We start from the raw sequence: 16,231 nt of genomic DNA, 5'->3' as shown, positions 1-16,231 counted from the left end.
CATCATGATATTCGATGTGATCGTTGTCGGGGGCGGACATGCAGGCTGCGAAGCTGCGGCTGCTGCGGCCCGTATGGGCGCGTCGACAGCCCTCATCAGCTTCTCGCGCGCGACAATCGGCGCGATGTCATGCAACCCTGCTATTGGCGGCCTAGGCAAGGGGCATCTCGTCCGCGAGATCGATGCATTCGATGGTATCCTTGCGCGTGCGGCGGATTATGCCGCAATCCATTACCGGATGCTCAATGCGAGCAAGGGGGCTGCGGTTCGCGGCCCTCGCGTTCAAGCGGATCGCCAACGGTTCAAGACCGCGATTCACGGTCTGCTCAACCGGCAGGACAACCTTCAGATTATCGAAGGTGAAGCGGCGTCCTTGGTCTTTGATGGACCAAAGCTCGCCGGGCTGATGCTCGCGGATGGCCGAACACTTCGCGCGCCTGCAGTCGTTCTAGCGACAGGCACTTTCTTGAATGGGAAGCTTCATTTTGGCTTGTCCAACCGCGCCGGCGGCCGGGTTGGAGAGGCTGCGGCAGCGACGCTTGCCAGTCAGTTGCGAACCATGAACCTTCCGATGGGGCGTTTGAAAACGGGGACGCCGCCCCGTTTGGATGGTCGTACAATTGATTGGTCGCGGCTTGAACGACAGCCTTCAGACGTCGAGGCTTGGACCTTTTCCGACCTTTCGGACCGCCGGGTTGCGCCGCAGCTTCATTGTGCAATTACCCGGACCAATGCCGAGACCCATCGGATCATTCGCGAGAATCTCGATCGCTCTCCCCTTTTTGCGGGGGAGATTGAAGGTGTGGGACCGCGTTATTGTCCATCGATAGAAGATAAGATTCACCGGTTTGGCGATCGCGATGGCCACCAGGTTTTCCTGGAGCCGGAGGGGCTTAACGACCCGCTTATCTATCCTAATGGTATTTCCACATCGCTTCCGGAGGACGTACAATTGGCGTTCCTCAGGACGATGACGGGCCTGGAGCAGGTCGAGATCGCGCAAGCCGGTTATGCCGTCGAGTATGACCATATCGACCCACGCGTATTGGAGCCGACGCTTGCGCTTGGCAAACAACCGGGGCTGTTCCTCGCTGGACAGATTAACGGCACTACGGGCTATGAAGAGGCGGCGGCGCAGGGGCTCGTCGCAGGTCTGAACGCCGCTGCATTCGTAACGCAAAGCGCGCCCATATTGTTCGACCGCAGCGATAGCTATATCGGTGTCATGGTCGACGACCTTACGTTGCAGGGGATAACTGAACCTTATCGTATGCTGACGGCCCGCGCCGAATATCGTCTGCGATTGCGCGCGGACAATGTCAGCGACCGGCTGACACCCAAGGCGATTGCGGCCGGATGTACATCAGCGGATCGTCGAAGATTTTTCTCGCAGCGACAGGACGACCGATCGGCGATTGATAAGCTCTTGTCGCATCGAATGCGAGGTGGCGCGCTCAACGCAGCCGGCGCAGCAGTCAAAGAGGACGGTGTTGGTCGCAGCTTGGCTGAGTGGTTGCGGTTCCCTGAGGTCGTCGAAGCGACTCTATTTCAGTTGGTGCCGGACCTGGCGGCCTTCCCGGCGGCGCTGATTGATACTGCAATCCAAGACCACCGCTACGCGCCCTATCTTCAGCGCCAAGAAGCGGAAGTACTCAGGGTTCGGGCGGATGATGCAGTTAGTTTGCCGTCGAACCTCGATTATTTCTCGGTCGCGGGGCTTTCCAACGAAATGGCGGAGCGGTTGAGCGGCGCGTGCCCGACTTCGCTTGGCGCGGCCGCCCGTGTTCGAGGCATTACCCCTGCAGCGCTTGCAGCGATTTTAGTCCATGTTCGGCGAAAGCTCGCCGCATGAGCGAGTTCGCCAAGTCCTGGCTGACCGAATATTGTGATGTTTCACGTGAAACATTCGATGCCCTCGATCGCTTTGTGGAATTCCTTTCCCAAGAAAATGAAACGCAGAATCTGATTTCACGTGGAACGGTCGGCGATATCTGGGCCCGACATGTCCTGGACAGTGCTCAATTATTGCGGTTCGCGTCTAATCCAAAAACTTGGCTCGACCTTGGAACCGGCGCTGGATTCCCCGGCCTCATCATCGCTGCACTTTCCCCCGCGCGAGTGACTATGATCGAGGCGCGGCCCAAGAGAGTGGATTTCCTCCGTCGCGCCGCTGAGGTGTTAGCCCTTCCGAAAAATACCGAAATCATATGCGCTAAGGTCGAACGTGTATCGCCGCAGGCCTTTGACGTCATTAGCGCCCGCGCTTTCGCTCCCCTGTCGAAACTTCTCCCTCTCGCCTTGCCGTTCTCCAAGCAGGATACTTTCTGGCTATTGCCAAAAGGGCGAAGCGCCGCATCGGAACTGGAAGCGGAAAAGCCTTTGTGGCAAGGTTCATTCCGCGTGGAGCCGAGCCTGACCGATTCCGAAGCCGGGATCATCGTCGCGCATGGTGTTTCGCGGCGGGCCAGGGGGGCGAGACGGTAATGATCAAGGTCGCGATCGCAAATCAGAAGGGCGGGGTTGGCAAGACCACCACAGCCATCAATATTGCAACCGCCCTCGCAGCTACTGGATGGCGCGTCTTGGTCGTCGACCTGGATCCGCAAGGGAATGCGTCGACCGGCTTAGGTGTCGACCAGAGCCAGCGTGAAGCGTGCAGCTATGAGTTGCTGATCGAAAATTGCGGGCTGGACGATGTTGCGGTCCCCACCGCTGTCCCAGGCCTTCATGTCGTCCCGGCGACCATCAACTTGTCCGGTGCCGAAATCGAGTTAGTGAATGAAGCCGACCGGACCCATCGCCTCGACGCCGCCCTGTCCGCGCCGGCCGCCACACGGTGGGACATTTGCCTTATCGATTGTCCGCCTTCTCTCGGCCTCCTCACCATTAATGCCCTGGTGGCGTCGCAATCAATCCTGGTGCCGCTCCAGGCGGAATTTTTCGCGCTTGAGGGATTGAGCCAGTTGCTCCGCACGATCGAGCTCGTTCGCGAACGGTTCAACCCGGGGCTCTCGCTGCTTGGCGTGGCGCTCACCATGTATGACAAGCGCAACAATCTGTCTTCCCAAGTGGGTGACGACGTTCGCGCCGTACTCGGCAAGACCGTTTTTGACACCGTGGTCCCGCGTAACGTCCGGTTGTCCGAGGCGCCCAGCCACGGCATTCCGGCCCTGATCTATGACATGCGTTGCCCCGGGTCAGAAGCCTATATGGCCTTGGCCCGAGAGCTCATTGCACGGCTCCCCGAGAAAGCAGAAGCTGCATGAATGACATTCCGATGAGAAAGCGTGCTCCCGGCCTCGGCCGCGGACTGTCCGCACTTCTGGGCGAGACGCCGCAGGATGAAAGCCGTGGAGTCGGCCGTGGCGTTCAGGCCATTCCCGTGGCCAGCATCGCCCCCAATCCCGATCAGCCGCGGCGACATTTCGACGATGAAGCGCTGGCGGAATTGGCGGAATCGATCCGTTTGCGCGGTATCCTTCAGCCGATCGTAGTTCGGCCCCATGGCGGGCGGTATCAGATTGTCGCCGGTGAGCGTCGCTGGCGTGCGGCGCAGCGCGCGCAGCTTCACGAAGTGCCGGTCATCGTCCGCGAGTTCGATGATACCAACACGCTCGAAGTTGCCCTGATCGAGAATATCCAGCGTCAGGATCTGAACGCAATAGAAGAGGCGGAAGCCTATCAGCGCCTGATTGCCGATTTCGGGCATACGCAGGAGGCTCTGGGGAAGCTCGTCCACAAATCGCGCAGCCATGTTGCCAATTTGCTACGTCTTCTCGACCTGCCGACGCCCGTGCGAGCGAAGGTCGCGGCGGGCCATCTCAGCATGGGGCACGCGCGTGCGCTTGTGTCGGCGCCGGATCCTGAAGTTCTGGCGGACGAAATCGTGGCAAAGGGCCTGTCTGTTCGTGATGCCGAGCAACTGGCTCGCGATGCCAGGCCGCGCCCGCCCGCTCAGAGCGGCTCGCTTAAGGCCGGTTACGCGGCGAGCGGCGAAAAAGCCGATATTGCCGCGCTCGAACGTCAGTTGGGCGATATTCTGGGCATCAAAGTGAAAATCGCCCATCAAGACGGCGCCGGCGGCAATGTGACGCTGCAATATTCAACGCTCGACCAGCTCGACATGATCTGCCAGCGGCTCAGCAACGAACGCATCTAAAACCGCCCATGAGGGAGCGGCTGCGCCTGGTTTGTGTCAACGTAGCCGGGCGGCCTGGCGCGCTATCGCAAGAAGAGCGTCCTCGGCGACAATAGGCCCGGGTCCATTGGTGCTCTTCACCAGCCGCTCGGCCGCCAACAGGCGCTCCAGTGCGCGAGCCAGGAGATTACCGCGCCAACGGCCCAGCTGCTGTTGTATGGCGGGCTTCTCTTTCCAAAACAGCGCCTTGCCCTCTGACGCCATGACGGCATCCAGGGAGCTTCCAGCCTCCACGACCGAACGCATACGGGTGAGGAGCGATATCCGGCGCAGAACGGCGCGGAGCAAGGCGATACCCTCAATCCCCTCCATTGCAAGGCGGCTTAACTCGCTCTCCAGCATTGCGGGATTACCGCCCGCCACAGCCTCAACCAATCGCGATAAGTCGCCCTCATCGCTTTCGGCACCCACCGCATCGATGACGTCATGATCAATCGCTTGAGGATGCTCCGGGCTGGCGCCCGCATAGAGCGCGTATTTTGTGAGTTCCTGTCCGATCAACGCGCGGTTCCCGCCGGTCAGATCGGCAATCCTCTGCGCGATGTCGGGGCGCAAAGTGAGGCCTTCGGCGCGCGCCATATCGATCACTACCCGCCCGCCGTCACGTCCTTCCGGGGCATAACTGGCAAAGGCCAACGCGTCGGGCGCTGCGAGGGCGAGCTTGAGCAACTTCGACGTCGCCTTCAGCGCCCCGGAGATGAGGATAACCGGATTGCCCTCAGCCTGGGTCTCAAGCAGGGCCTCGACCGCAGCCAGGCTTTCGTCACCCACCTGGTCGACCAGAATGTAGCGTGCGCCGCCGAAGAGAGAGAAAGCCGCAGCTTCGTCCGCAAGGCGTGCCGGATCTCCTTTCAGATCGGCGCCGGTGAGATCGATCCGCTCCGCATCCGGCCCCAACGCGGTCGAAACAAGCTTGGCGAGCGCCCGCGATCCTGAATCATCCGGGCCGTAGAGCAGGAAGAAACGATGATTGCCTGGCGCCTTGAGCGCGCTTTCAATCTGCCCCTTATTCGCCTTCACGGCTCGGTTCGCGTCGCGTAGAGCGCCACGCGTGCGACGATCTGATCGGCTATCTCGGCCGATAGCCGTTCAAGCGCGGTTTCTTCAGCCGCGACCGTCGCATATTCGGAGCTGACGACGTCAATGCCGGCGTCCGACCCCGCCGTTGCATCGAGCAGCACGGTGCCGAGCGCCGCATCGGTCAGTTGATAGCGCGCGCGTAACGTCCGCCGTTCGCGCGTCACGGCATTGTCGGCACGGAGGCCGAAGCCGCTGATTTCGTCGTCCAGTTCGACGCGCAGACGATAGCGCGGGCTACCCTCGCCGGCGGCGCGCAGCCGGTCTTGCAGCGCCGTGCGCACCAGCCATCCGGCGCGGCCCTCGATCGGCGCGATCTCGATCTCGCTCAATGTTGCGACGACCTCCTGCTGCTGACCGCCGCCGTAAAGAGGCCGCAGCCCGCAGGCCGAAAGCAAAAGCGCGAAGCCAAGAGCCGCAGCGATCCTCATGCGACGATATTCACCAACCTGCCGGGGACGACAATCACCTTGCGCGCAGGCTTGCCGTCCATGGCACGGACGATCTTTTCGGACGCGAGGGCGATTTCCTCCAATGCCTTTGCATCGATTGCTTTGGGCACGGTCAAAGTGTCGCGGAGCTTTCCATTGACCTGGACCGCGATCGTAACCTCGTCTTCGACCAGCAAAGTCGCATCAACCTCGGGCCAAGCCGCATCGGCAATGAGGCCTTGCTGCCCCAGCGATGCCCATGCCTCCTCGGCCAAATGCGGAACCATTGGCGAGACGATACGGAGAAGCGTGCGGATCGCGTGGATGCGGGATGCCGACGGCGGGGCCTTTTCGATGGCGCTCGTCAGTTCATAGATATTCGCCACAGCCTTGTTGAAGGCGAGCGATTCAATGTTCGCGGCAACGCTGGCGATCGTCTGGTGGAGCTTGCGGTCGAGCGCCCTGTCTGCGCCGTCGCCGGTCGCTTCCTCGTCAACCAGGCGCCAGACGCGCTGGACGAAGCGCCACGCGCCCTCGATCCCCGCCTCGCTCCACGGCAGGTCGCGCTCTGGCGGGCTATCGGAAAGCATGAACCAGCGCACGGCGTCCGCGCCATATTGATCGACGATCGGCTCGGGATCGACGACATTCTTTTTGGACTTGGACATCTTCTCGACGCGGCCGACGCTCACCGGCTTGCCGCTTTCGATATGGATCCAGTCGTCGCCCTCCGCCCGTACTTCGTCAGGCGACAGCCAGCTGCCATCGCCCGCCTTGTAGGTTTCGTGCGTCACCATCCCTTGTGTGAACAGGCCCTTGAACGGCTCGGCGATGTCGAGCTTGCCGATGCGTTTCAGCGCGCGCGTCCAGAAGCGGGCGTACAGCAAGTGGAGGATCGCGTGTTCGACGCCGCCAATATATTGCCCGACGGGGAGCCAGCTCTCGGCCACTTCCTTGTCGAAGGGCTTGTCGTCGGGTTGGCTTGCGAAACGGATGAAATACCAGCTTGAATCGACGAATGTGTCGAGCGTGTCGGTCTCCCGCCGCGCTGCCGCGCCGCATGTCGGGCAGCTTGCCTGGCTCCAGGTCGGATGGCGTTCCAGCGGATTGCCGGGAATGTCGAAGCTCACATCTTCCGGCAGAACGACCGGCAGCTGGTCCTTCGGCACGCTTACGGGGCCGCAGGCCTCGCAATGGATGATCGGGATCGGCGTGCCCCAGTAACGCTGGCGCGACACGCCCCAGTCGCGCAGGCGCCAGACGGTCGTCCCCTGGCCCCAGCCGCCTTGTTCGGCGCGGGCGATGACTTCGGCCTTAGCAGCCTCTACGTCCAGCCCATCGAGGAAGCGGCTGTTGACGATCACGCCGCCGCCCGTCTCGGCTTCTCCGCCGATCGGCGCACCGGCCTCGTCGAGGCTTGCCGCGACGACACGGTTGATGGGGAGCCCATATTTGCTGGCAAATTCAAAGTCGCGCTGGTCGTGTCCCGGCACGCCGAACACGGCACCGGTGCCATAATCCATCAGTACGAAGTTCGCGATGTAGAGCGGCAACTGCCAATCGGGATCGAGCGGATGGGCGACCCGGATACCGGTATCGAAACCCTTCTTCTCCGCCGTTTCGAGTTCGGCCGCGGTCGTGCCGCCTTGCTTGCATTCGGCGATGAAGGCGGCAACCGCAGGATCGCCCGCCAGCGCCAGTGCGATCGGATGATCTGCGGATACGGCGACGAAGCTCGCGCCAAAGATCGTGTCGGGTCGGGTGGTGAAGACCTCTACCTCATTCTGGCCATCCACCGGCGCTGCGAGCTGGAAGCGGAAGCGCATGCCCTGGCTCTTGCCGATCCAATTCTTTTGCATCAGCCGGACTTTTTCCGGCCATTCATCGAGATCATCGAGCCCGTCGAGCAGTTCCTCGGCGAAATCGGTGATCTTCAGGAACCACTGATTGAGCTTGCGCCGCTCGACCAGAGCGCCGGAACGCCAGCCGCGCCCGTCGATCACTTGTTCGTTGGCGAGCACGGTCATGTCGACCGGATCCCAATTCACCTCGCTCTGCTTGCGATAGACGAGACCGGCTTCGTAAAGGTCGAGGAACAAAGCCTGTTCCTGGCCATAATAATCGGGCTCGCAGGTGGCGAGTTCGCGGCTCCAATCGAGCGCGAAGCCCAGACGCTTCAACTGAGCGCGCATCGTCGCGATATTGGCGCGCGTCCAGTCGCCCGGATGCACCTTCTTTTCCATCGCGGCGTTTTCGGCGGGCATGCCGAACGCGTCCCAGCCCATCGGATGGAGCACCTCGAAGCCCTGCATCCGCCGGAACCGGGCGAGCACGTCGCCCATCGTATAGTTGCGGACATGGCCCATATGGATGCGCCCCGAAGGATAGGGGAACATCTCCAGGACAAAAGCCTTGGGCTTGCTGCTTTGATCGGACGCGTGGAACACGCCCCTTTCTTCCCAGACCCTTTGCCAACGGGCGTCGGCGTCGAGCGGGTTGAAACGCGCTGCCATGGGACGAGCCTTTTAGTTGACGCTTCTAGTTTACGATGGCCGAACGGCGCAGATCGCGAGCCTTGGTGAGGATGATTTCCTCGAGCTTCTGAACGGTCGCGGCCGCAACCGGCGCATCGACCCACTGGCCGTTCTGCGACACCTGGCGGGCGGCGGAAACGCGGAGGGCATCAGCGCGCAGATCGCGGTCGAGGATCGCCGCGGTGATCTTCATCCGCTCACCCGGATTGCTCGGGTTGGTGTACCAATCGGTTACGATCACACCGCCGTTGGAGTCGGTCTGGGCGATCGCCGCAAAGGATAATGTGTCGAGCGCTGCCTTCCACAGATAGGCGTTGACGCCGATCGTCGTCACTTGGCTGGCGGCGAGATCCGCCTTTTCGATGCCGGTCGGCTCATCCTTGCCGAAGCTCTTGTTGACGTCGCGCGTGATCCAGTCGGACGATTTGGCGATATCGTTCTGCACCCATTGGCAGCCCGAAACCAGCACGGCCGCCGACATGGTCAGGCCCAGGATAACAGCACGCTTCATCTTGCTTACATTCCTTGCACGCGAAAAGGAGGTTTGCGCGACGTTATAGTTTCCCCCGCGAAACCGGCAAGCGCTGTTCTGGAGCGCGCGCCTGTATCCGCCCTGAACGTTCATCTCCTGTCAGTCTGCTTTGTGTGAAAGATGCAACACGGACGGGGATTCCGGCGTTCGCGGCCGATCATGCTATAGTTTGGACGGATGAGTCGTTCTAAATAGACGATCGTTACGGGAGTCGAATGTGAACAGGGCGGCATGGATAGCAGGAACGGGGGGAGCAGCGCTGACAGCGCTTGCGCTCGTACTGTCGCCTGCAATCGCTGCCCAAGAAACGAAGGCCAAGAAAGCGCGGCCCTCGCGGTCCGTGGCTCTCGCCAATGTCGGTTCTTTCACTCCGGCGATCGCTGATCCGCGGCTTGCCGCCGAATTTGCGCGACGCGGCAGCCGCATGGGCGCCTATCGTTTCACGCCCTCTGCTGCAGCCGATCGCAACAAATCTGTCCGCGTCGCGGTACGCGCGTCGGGCAATCGGCAGGTTGCGGACCGGTCGGCGGTGGAAACCTCGGCAAGCCCGATCAACGCGCTTACGCCGGTTTCCTATAATCTTGGCGTTGCGGTGGGCTGGAAGCGTTTCGCCATTTCGGGCGACGTTGCAAAGGTTCAGGGCGGAACGCTTCCCGGCGACCGCGAAGTGGCCGATATCGGCGTCAGCTACACGGCCAAGAAGTTCACTGGCCGCGTCGAAGTCGGCACCGAACGCGCGAACAGTCCGCTGCCGCGCATCGTTGCGCCGGAAGAGGCTTATTCGCTCGACGTCGGCGGCTCTTATTCGATCGCCCGCAACGTCGCGGTGACCGCGGGCGCACGCTATCGCATTCAGCGCGACCGCCTTGAGCCGCTGGAAGACAATCGCCGCGACAGTCAATCGGTTTACGTCGGCACCGCCTTCCGCTTCTAATTCGCGTTCTTTTTCGCCTTTCTCGAACCACCGCTAGGGCTGAGTCTGTCGAAGCCCGTTCCAGCTGGTTCCGTCTTCGACAGTCTCAAGACTGGCGGATCCGGGGCGATCCTGAACATATCCAGGCATCGATGCCCGCCCACCCATAAGCGCCATGACGACGCAATTCCCGATATCGATCCCCGTCCATTCCGCCGAGCGCAATGACTGGAACCCGCGCCGCCCGCGCCAACCGGCTAAACCCCTCGATTCCCAGCGACCGGGCGTCCGGATGCGACCGCGTAGGAAAGATGGGAGAGACGAAGATGAGGTCCGCTCCCATAAACTGCGCCCTGCGGAGTTCGCGCATATTATGCACGGCCGCAGTCATGACCGGTCGTTGCCCTACGTAAGAATAAACGTGGCGTTTATGATTATGCACGCCGACAGCTGAATGAAGACGTAGTCCTTCCGGCTTGGCCGCGACGAGAAGCAGACCCCGCCGCCGCGCCACTTTCTTCATGCGCTCGAACAGTCGTCGCCGCTCTCTCAAGGGCAAAGCATAGTGGCGAAAGACGACGCCCGCGCCACGCGGCAGCCGATCGAGCGCGGCCCATAGCGCATCGCCTTGGCGCTCATCGGTCATCATCCATACACGCGGGAGGGGCTGGCGGCGCATCATCGCGCTTTCTATAGGCAAGGCCCATGACCAGCGCACCACCTGAAGCACGCCTCGCCGCCGTCAACGACGCGATTGCCAAATCCGCCCGCATTGCAGGACGCAAGGCGGAAGCGGTGACGCTGATCGCGGTGTCCAAGATGAAAAGTGCGGAGGAGATCAAGCCGCTTCTCGCCGCCGGGCACCGTATATTTGGAGAAAACCGGGTTCAGGAAGCTGCCGAGAAATGGCCCACGCTCCGCGCCGAATATCCTGATGTTCGCCTTCACCTTGTCGGCCAGCTCCAGTCGAACAAGTCCGAAGAGGCGGTATTGCTCTTCGATGCAATCCACAGCCTCGACCGGCCATCGCTCGTCACCGCGCTCGCAGCCGCCATGGCGAAGAGCGGGCGGCGTCCCGATTGCTTCATCCAGGTCAATATTGGGGCCGAAGCGCAAAAGGGCGGCTGCGCGGTCGATCAGCTTCCCGAGCTTCTTGCCCTTGCCGAGCAAGCGGATCTGCCCGTCGCGGGCCTCATGTGCGTGCCGCCCGCCGACGTCGAGCCCGCTCCCTATTTCGCGCTGCTCGCCAAGCTGGCGAAGCGCCATCAACTGGCCGGACTCAGCATGGGTATGTCGGAAGATTTCGAGACCGCCGTCACGATCGGCGCCACCCATGTCCGAGTCGGCACCGCTCTGTTCGGTGCGCGCGACTAACCTCCCTCTTCCCCACCGCTAGTCCTGAGCCTGTCGAAGGACGGTTCCAGCTGGAACGGGCTTCGACAAGCTCAGCCCTAACGGGGTAGGGGGTACTTATAATTGATGCCCGCTGCGATCCCGCTTTGTAGCAAGATATTGCTCGTTATGCGGATTGGCCGCGATCTTAAGCGGCACGCGTTCGACGACCTTGACGCCTTCTGCCTCCAGCCCCTCCGCTTTGCGGGGGTTGTTCGAAAGCAGCCGCACCGCGTCCTGCTTCAGCAGCTTCAGCATTCGTGCCGCGACACCGAAATCACGCTCGTCATCGCCGAAACCAAGGCGCAGGTTTGCGTCCACCGTGTCGAAGCCCTGATCCTGCAGAGCATAAGCGCGCAATTTGTTGACGAGACCGATGCCGCGCCCTTCCTGGCGAAGGTAGAGGAGGATGCCCCAGCCCGCGGCGCGGATCGCGTCGAGGGCGACATTCAATTGCGGCCCGCAATCGCATTTCAGCGATCCCAGCACGTCGCCGGTCAAACATTCGCTGTGCAGCCGCACGAGCGGCGGCTGCCCGTTTGGCGCGCCGATCAGCAAGGCGACATGTTCGGCGGCATCGCCTTCGGACCGGAAGGCGACGATCTCCGCCTGCTCCGCCGCGGCCACGGGCAAGCGCGCGCGCGATGCGATGACCAGGCTGTCGGCTTCGCGATAGGAAAGAATGTCCGCCGTATCGATGGCAAGATCAGCCTCGGCACTGTCGCTGACGAAAAAAGCAGGAAGCAAACCGGCCAGCCTCGCGAGCCGGATCGCCGCCATCGCAGGGTCCGCATCCGTGACAGCCACGGTCCGGAACGGCCCCTTGAGCGGCATCTGGAGGTCAAGCGCGGGATCGGCGATCGCGGTCGCCTCGGCAAGGTCGATCCACGGCGCGCGAGCGATCCGGACTGGGCCGGTCGGCGTGCCCTCGCGCTGGTTGGCGAGCTTCAACGTCGCCGCGCGATTGCCGGAAATGAGGAGGTCTGTCGGTGCGCCCGCGTCGAAAGCGGCAAGGCCCGCCTCGTCGGCGGTTTCCACCGCAAGAATGGTGAGGCCGTCCACTCGTACGGGCCAGCCGCGCCGCAGCGCATCCACCGCCCGCGCGACCTGCCGCGCGTCCGTCACACGACGAACTCGGTAACGAGCGGCACATGGTCCGAAGGCCGCTCCCAGCTCCGACAGGGTTCGTGCACCTTATGCGCGACAGCGAGCGCGGCGACATCCTTCGACGCCCACATATGATCGAGGCGGCGGCCCCGGTCGTTCTTGGTGAAATCGGGCGAGCGGTAGCTCCACCAGGTATGGAGTCGCTGCGGCGCCGGGAAGAAATGGCGGCCAAGGTCAACCCAGTCGCCAGCCTGCTGCAGCCGGTTCAGCGCCTCCACCTCGATCGGCGTGTGGCTGACGACGTTCAGCAGCTGCTTGTGGCTCCACACATCGCATTCCAGCGGCGCGACGTTGAAGTCGCCGACCAGGATCGTCGGCCGGGCACAGGTTTCCGACCAGCGCGTCATGCGCTCGATAAAGTCCAGCTTCTGTCCGAATTTTGGATTGAGCGTGCGGTCCGGAATATCTCCGCCCGCCGGAATATAGACGTTCTCCAGCCGGATCCCGCATTCCAGGTTCACGCCCAAATGCCTGGCTTCGCCATTATCCTGCCAATCGTGCCGATGATCGGCCTCGATCGGAATGCGGCTGACGATCGCAACGCCATGATGCATGCGTTGGCCGCACATCATCATATGCTTGTAGCCAAGGCGCTGGAACGCGGCCTTCGGAAAATCCTGGTCCACGACCTTGGTTTCCTGAAGGCAGAGGATGTCGGGCTGTTCCTGATTCAGGAACTGTTCGACGATTCCAATCCGGGCGCGAACCGAATTGATGTTCCAGGATGCGATCTTGAGGTTGGTGGCCATGGGCAAGAGGCTGTAACGGGCCCCGCTTTGCGTGTCGATATTGGCGGCGATCCGCACATGGAAAGGCCCCCACTCCGGGGGCTTGGAGCGGGGGCCTACCAAACGCGGAGCTTCCGCGAGGGTCAGCCTTTGCCGCACTGACCGAGCAACAGGGGGAAACCCGGTTCGTGCGGCTCGACTGCATTCTTTCTATAGAAGCCCGAACCTGTCGGGCCGATGAACGCGTTAACCTTTTGGCCCCTTGCGGCGGGGGTCGGCGTAGCGGAACAGGCTGTCGGCAACCGCGACGTTGAAGCGGTGGCCCGACAGGCGCACTGTCGTCACATTGTTCTGCGCATCGCGCGTCGTCCAGCCCGACAGAACCAGCCCCGCCGGGCCGCTTGCGACCTTTGCAAAGGAGAGGGTGATCGTGCCGAATTCCGGGCGCTTGGGATCGCGCGCCTGAACGAGCATGACCTGACCGTCATTACGCGTCACTTTCGCAACCCGCGACAGATCCTGGTTGGGGTTGAGCAAGACGGCGAGCGGCGATCCGCCGATCGGCCAGCGCTGCACCTGATTGACCTCATAGTCGATCATGGCGAGCGATTTGCCGTCGCCCACGATCAGCATCGGCACGCCCTTCTGATATTGAAAGCGGATCTTGCCAGGCCGCTTCAAGCTCAACGTGCCGGTCAAAGTTTGGCCCCCTCGCCCGGTCTGGCTGAAATTGGCGGTCATCGTATTCACCGCCTTAAGATGCGACTGCACTTGATTAATCGCCATGACCGGCGTGACCGCCGCGGCGGGCGTTACGGCGGAAGCGGCCAACGGCACGGCGGCAAGGGAGAGCGCCAGAAAACGCGTCATCACGAAATCTCCAATCATGTGGTTTGGGGATATGGGGTTTTGGTCTTGAATGCCCAGTGAACCCGCCGGTTCCCTTTCGTTCAGATGGCGTGCCCTTCGGCATCGATCAGCACTTCGCGGCGGCCGACATGATCGGGAGAGGAAACAATACCTTCCTTTTCCATCCGTTCGATCAGGCGCGCGGCGCTGTTATAGCCGATGCGAAGCTGACGCTGAATGTAGCTCGTTGAGGCCTTCTGGCTCTCCGCCACCGTCTGCACGGCCTTGCGGTAAAGCTGCGTTTCAGCGTCGTCGTCGCCGGTTGGCTGACCTTCGAACAGGTAGCCGCCGTCTTCGGGCTCTTCGGTGACGGATTGATTGTAATCCGGCGTTCCCTGCGCGCGCCAATGGTCGGCAACCGCGCGCACTTCCTCGTCCGACACGAAGGGGCCGTGGACGCGGGCGATCTGCTTTCCGCCGGGCATGTAGAGCATGTCGCCCTTGCCGAGCAATTGCTCCGCGCCTTGCTCGCCAAGGATGGTGCGCGAATCGATCTTTGAGGTGACGGAGAAGGAGATGCGGGTCGGCAGGTTGGCCTTGATAACGCCGGTGATGACGTCCACCGACGGGCGCTGCGTCGCCATGATGAGGTGGATGCCCGCCGCGCGCGCCTTCTGTGCCAGTCGCTGGATCAGGAATTCGACTTCCTTACCCGCCGTCATCATGAGGTCAGCCAGCTCGTCGACCACGACCACGATCAGCGGCAACGTGTCGTAATCCAGCTCCTCATTCTCATATTTTGGCTGGCCGGTATCCGAATCATAGCCGGTCTGGACGCGGCGGCCGAGGGGCTGCCCCTTGGCCTTTGCTTCGCGCACCTTCTGGTTGAAGCTGGAGAGCGACCGGACACCAACCGACGCCATCATCCGGTAGCGCTCCTCCATCTGCTCGACGGTCCATTTCAATGCGCGGATCGCCTTGGCAGGCTCGGTGACGACCGGCGAGAGCAAATGCGGAATGTCGTCATAGATGCTGAGTTCCAGCATCTTGGGATCGATCATGATCATCCGGCACTCGTCCGGTGTCAGCCGGTAGAGCAGGGACAGGATCATGCAGTTGAGGCCCACCGACTTACCCGATCCGGTGGTGCCCGCGACGAGCAAGTGCGGCATCGGCGACAGATCCGCGACCACGGGATCGCCAGCGATATTCTTGCCAAGGACGAGCGGGAGCGCCGCATTCTGATCCTCGAACGCATGGCTTGCGATGAGTTCGGACAGGGACACCATTTCACGCTTCACATTGGGAAGCTCGATGCCGATCACGCTGCGGCCGGGAATGGTCGCGACGCGCGCGGACAGGGCGGACATGTTGCGCGCGATATCGTCGGCCAGCTGGATGACGCGGCTCGCCTTGATCCCGCTCGCCGGCTCAAGCTCATACATGGTGACGACGGGGCCAGGGCGAACCTCGACGATCTCGCCTTTCACCGAAAAGTCTTCGAGCACCGATTCGAGCAGGCGGGCATTCCGCTCCAAACTCGCTTTATCCAACGCAGCGTTAGCAGGCGGAGGGGCCGGGGTCAGAAGGTCGAGAGTCGGGAGAACGTATGAGTCGCCCAGTGCCAGCGCCGCCTGACGCTCCCGCTGCGGCCTTTTACTCTTTGTCGGTGTCTGGGCGCGGTCGGCGATGATCGTGCGGCTCGGTTGGGGCGGGGCGACGGGCGTGCGCTCCTCCGGCTCCTCGAAATCCTTTTCATCATAATGGTCGTCGGCGACCGCCGAGCGGATGACCTTGCGGCGGCGTCCGATGAGCCAGCGCCGCTCTTCGGAACGCAGGCCAAGGCCGAACCATGCAAACAGCAGACCCGACAGGATGAGAAGGCCGATCACAACCAGACGGAACGGTTCGGCAAAGCTCGGCTCGATCATGGCGAGTCCAAGATCAGCAAGGCTGGCGAGTGACAGACCGATCGCTCCGCCCCAGCCGCCGGGAAGGCCGTTGATTGCTCCGCCAGCGACCATGCCGGCGCCGGTGCCGACCAGGATAATCGCAACAAGCATGAGCGTCAGCGATCGCTTCCACCGGCCCGCTTCAATCCCCCGGACGAGGCGTAGACCGAGAAGCAGAAGCAGGGGGATAAAGAGGATTGAGGGCAAGCCGAACAGGCTAAGTGACAGGTCCGACAGATAGGCACCGGGCACCGACATCCAATTGCCGACAGGGCCCGCCGCCGCCGTGTTGAGAGCCGGATCGGTGGGGCGGTAGCTGACCAGCGACAGGCTGGTCACGACAGCGCCCGCGACGAGGCCAGCGCCGCCCAGCATCGTGCCTGATCGTTTCGCACCCTTTTTCATGCCGTCGCGCATCCGGGTCATCCGCCCATTCCGCGCTGCCGAAGTCGCCATCC

Annotated in this window: 15 protein-coding genes; 6 read left to right on the top strand and 9 right to left on the bottom strand. The window is 62.2% G+C overall.

What is annotated here, in order from left to right:
- Positions 1-4 precede the first annotated feature (4 nt).
- The 4 genes from mnmG to C7I56_RS09605 are packed head-to-tail and all read left to right on the top strand — an operon-like array spanning position 5 to position 4,159.
- Positions 5-1,852 carry a tRNA uridine-5-carboxymethylaminomethyl(34) synthesis enzyme MnmG gene (mnmG, locus tag C7I56_RS09620; RefSeq protein ID WP_106640391.1) on the top strand — a complete coding sequence of 616 codons (1,848 nt, stop codon included), beginning with the start codon at positions 5-7 and terminating at the stop codon, positions 1,850-1,852.
- On the top strand, positions 1,849-2,484 hold the full coding sequence (gene rsmG, locus C7I56_RS09615; protein WP_106640390.1) for a 16S rRNA (guanine(527)-N(7))-methyltransferase RsmG: 636 nt from the start codon (positions 1,849-1,851) through the stop codon (positions 2,482-2,484). The genes mnmG and rsmG overlap by 4 nt, the downstream gene beginning before the upstream one ends.
- Complete coding sequence (locus C7I56_RS09610; protein ID WP_106640389.1) at positions 2,484-3,266, top strand: ParA family protein; 783 nt, start codon at positions 2,484-2,486, stop codon at positions 3,264-3,266. The genes rsmG and C7I56_RS09610 overlap by 1 nt, the downstream gene beginning before the upstream one ends.
- On the top strand, positions 3,263-4,159 hold the full coding sequence (locus C7I56_RS09605) for a ParB/RepB/Spo0J family partition protein (RefSeq protein ID WP_106640388.1): 897 nt from the start codon (positions 3,263-3,265) through the stop codon (positions 4,157-4,159). The genes C7I56_RS09610 and C7I56_RS09605 overlap by 4 nt, the downstream gene beginning before the upstream one ends.
- A 36-nt stretch (positions 4,160-4,195) precedes the next feature.
- Here the strand turns inward: C7I56_RS09605 and holA are convergent, their stop codons facing one another.
- Genes holA through C7I56_RS09585 form a run of 4 tightly spaced genes read right to left on the bottom strand, consistent with a single transcriptional unit; the run spans position 4,196 to position 8,751 of the window.
- Positions 4,196-5,218: a DNA polymerase III subunit delta gene (holA, locus tag C7I56_RS09600; RefSeq protein WP_106640387.1), complete on the bottom strand. Its 1,023-nt coding sequence runs from the start codon at positions 5,216-5,218 to the stop codon at positions 4,196-4,198.
- Positions 5,215-5,706: an LPS assembly lipoprotein LptE gene (gene lptE / locus C7I56_RS09595; protein ID WP_106640386.1), complete on the bottom strand. Its 492-nt coding sequence runs from the start codon at positions 5,704-5,706 to the stop codon at positions 5,215-5,217. The genes holA and lptE overlap by 4 nt, the downstream gene beginning before the upstream one ends.
- On the bottom strand, positions 5,703-8,219 hold the full coding sequence (gene leuS, locus C7I56_RS09590; protein WP_106640385.1) for a leucine--tRNA ligase: 2,517 nt from the start codon (positions 8,217-8,219) through the stop codon (positions 5,703-5,705). The genes lptE and leuS overlap by 4 nt, the downstream gene beginning before the upstream one ends.
- Before the next feature lie 25 nt (positions 8,220-8,244).
- The gene (locus C7I56_RS09585; RefSeq protein WP_245409667.1) at positions 8,245-8,751 is read right to left on the bottom strand and encodes a DUF3576 domain-containing protein; all 507 of its coding nucleotides are present in this window, start codon (positions 8,749-8,751) and stop codon (positions 8,245-8,247) included.
- Between the two features lie 238 nt (positions 8,752-8,989).
- Between C7I56_RS09585 and C7I56_RS09580 the strand changes: the two genes are divergently transcribed.
- Positions 8,990-9,706 carry a porin gene (locus tag C7I56_RS09580; protein ID WP_245409666.1) on the top strand — a complete coding sequence of 239 codons (717 nt, stop codon included), beginning with the start codon at positions 8,990-8,992 and terminating at the stop codon, positions 9,704-9,706.
- Positions 9,707-9,791: 85 nt separating this feature from the next.
- On the opposite strand, the gene C7I56_RS09575 is transcribed toward C7I56_RS09580, so the two are convergent.
- Positions 9,792-10,367, bottom strand: a complete 576-nt coding sequence (locus C7I56_RS09575) for a thiamine phosphate synthase (protein ID WP_106640384.1) — start codon at positions 10,365-10,367, stop codon at positions 9,792-9,794.
- A 23-nt stretch (positions 10,368-10,390) separates the two neighbouring features.
- Here C7I56_RS09575 and C7I56_RS09570 point away from each other — a divergent pair, with 23 nt between their 5' ends.
- Positions 10,391-11,059 carry a YggS family pyridoxal phosphate-dependent enzyme gene (locus C7I56_RS09570; protein WP_106640383.1) on the top strand — a complete coding sequence of 223 codons (669 nt, stop codon included), beginning with the start codon at positions 10,391-10,393 and terminating at the stop codon, positions 11,057-11,059.
- 96 nt (positions 11,060-11,155) lie between these two features.
- On the opposite strand, the gene ribA is transcribed toward C7I56_RS09570, so the two are convergent.
- The 4 genes from ribA to C7I56_RS09550 all read right to left on the bottom strand — a co-directional run bounded on the left by ribA (position 11,156) and on the right by C7I56_RS09550 (position 16,229).
- Entirely contained in the window at positions 11,156-12,202 is a 1,047-nt protein-coding gene (ribA, locus tag C7I56_RS09565; protein ID WP_106640382.1) for a GTP cyclohydrolase II, read from the bottom strand.
- Positions 12,199-12,993, bottom strand: a complete 795-nt coding sequence (gene xth / locus C7I56_RS09560) for an exodeoxyribonuclease III (RefSeq protein WP_106640689.1) — start codon at positions 12,991-12,993, stop codon at positions 12,199-12,201. Before xth ends, ribA begins: the two co-directional genes overlap by 4 nt.
- Before the next feature lie 225 nt (positions 12,994-13,218).
- Positions 13,219-13,842 (bottom strand): LolA family protein, encoded by a 624-nt coding sequence (locus tag C7I56_RS09555; RefSeq protein ID WP_106640688.1) that lies wholly within the window; start codon positions 13,840-13,842, stop codon positions 13,219-13,221.
- Between the two features lie 80 nt (positions 13,843-13,922).
- On the bottom strand, positions 13,923-16,229 hold the full coding sequence (locus C7I56_RS09550; RefSeq protein WP_106640381.1) for an FtsK/SpoIIIE family DNA translocase: 2,307 nt from the start codon (positions 16,227-16,229) through the stop codon (positions 13,923-13,925).
- Between the last annotated feature and the right edge of the window lie 2 nt (positions 16,230-16,231).

Origin of the sequence: Allosphingosinicella vermicomposti, assembly GCF_003012815.1 — a bacterium.
GTDB classification, from domain to species: Bacteria; Pseudomonadota; Alphaproteobacteria; order Sphingomonadales; family Sphingomonadaceae; genus Allosphingosinicella; species Allosphingosinicella vermicomposti.
Note: the sequence above shows the minus strand (reverse complement) of the source record. Positions and strands in the feature narration are given on the sequence as shown.

Bases quoted from the DNA above. Each gene is read 5' to 3' on its own strand.
- C7I56_RS09550 (WP_106640381.1), bottom strand. From the start codon at position 16,229: ATGGCGACTTCGGCAGCGCGGAATGGGCGGATGACCCGGATGCGCGAC.
- leuS (WP_106640385.1), bottom strand. From the start codon at position 8,219: ATGGCAGCGCGTTTCAACCCGCTCGACGCCGACGCCCGTTGGCAAAGG.
- C7I56_RS09605 (WP_106640388.1), top strand. From the start codon at position 3,263: ATGAATGACATTCCGATGAGAAAGCGTGCTCCCGGCCTCGGCCGCGGA.
- lptE (WP_106640386.1), bottom strand. From the start codon at position 5,706: ATGAGGATCGCTGCGGCTCTTGGCTTCGCGCTTTTGCTTTCGGCCTGC.
- C7I56_RS09575 (WP_106640384.1), bottom strand. From the start codon at position 10,367: ATGATGCGCCGCCAGCCCCTCCCGCGTGTATGGATGATGACCGATGAG.
- rsmG (WP_106640390.1), top strand. From the start codon at position 1,849: ATGAGCGAGTTCGCCAAGTCCTGGCTGACCGAATATTGTGATGTTTCA.
- mnmG (WP_106640391.1), top strand. From the start codon at position 5: ATGATATTCGATGTGATCGTTGTCGGGGGCGGACATGCAGGCTGCGAA.
- xth (WP_106640689.1), bottom strand. From the start codon at position 12,993: ATGGCCACCAACCTCAAGATCGCATCCTGGAACATCAATTCGGTTCGC.
- C7I56_RS09585 (WP_245409667.1), bottom strand. From the start codon at position 8,751: ATGAAGCGTGCTGTTATCCTGGGCCTGACCATGTCGGCGGCCGTGCTG.
- C7I56_RS09570 (WP_106640383.1), top strand. From the start codon at position 10,391: ATGACCAGCGCACCACCTGAAGCACGCCTCGCCGCCGTCAACGACGCG.
- C7I56_RS09555 (WP_106640688.1), bottom strand. From the start codon at position 13,842: ATGACGCGTTTTCTGGCGCTCTCCCTTGCCGCCGTGCCGTTGGCCGCT.
- C7I56_RS09610 (WP_106640389.1), top strand. From the start codon at position 2,484: ATGATCAAGGTCGCGATCGCAAATCAGAAGGGCGGGGTTGGCAAGACC.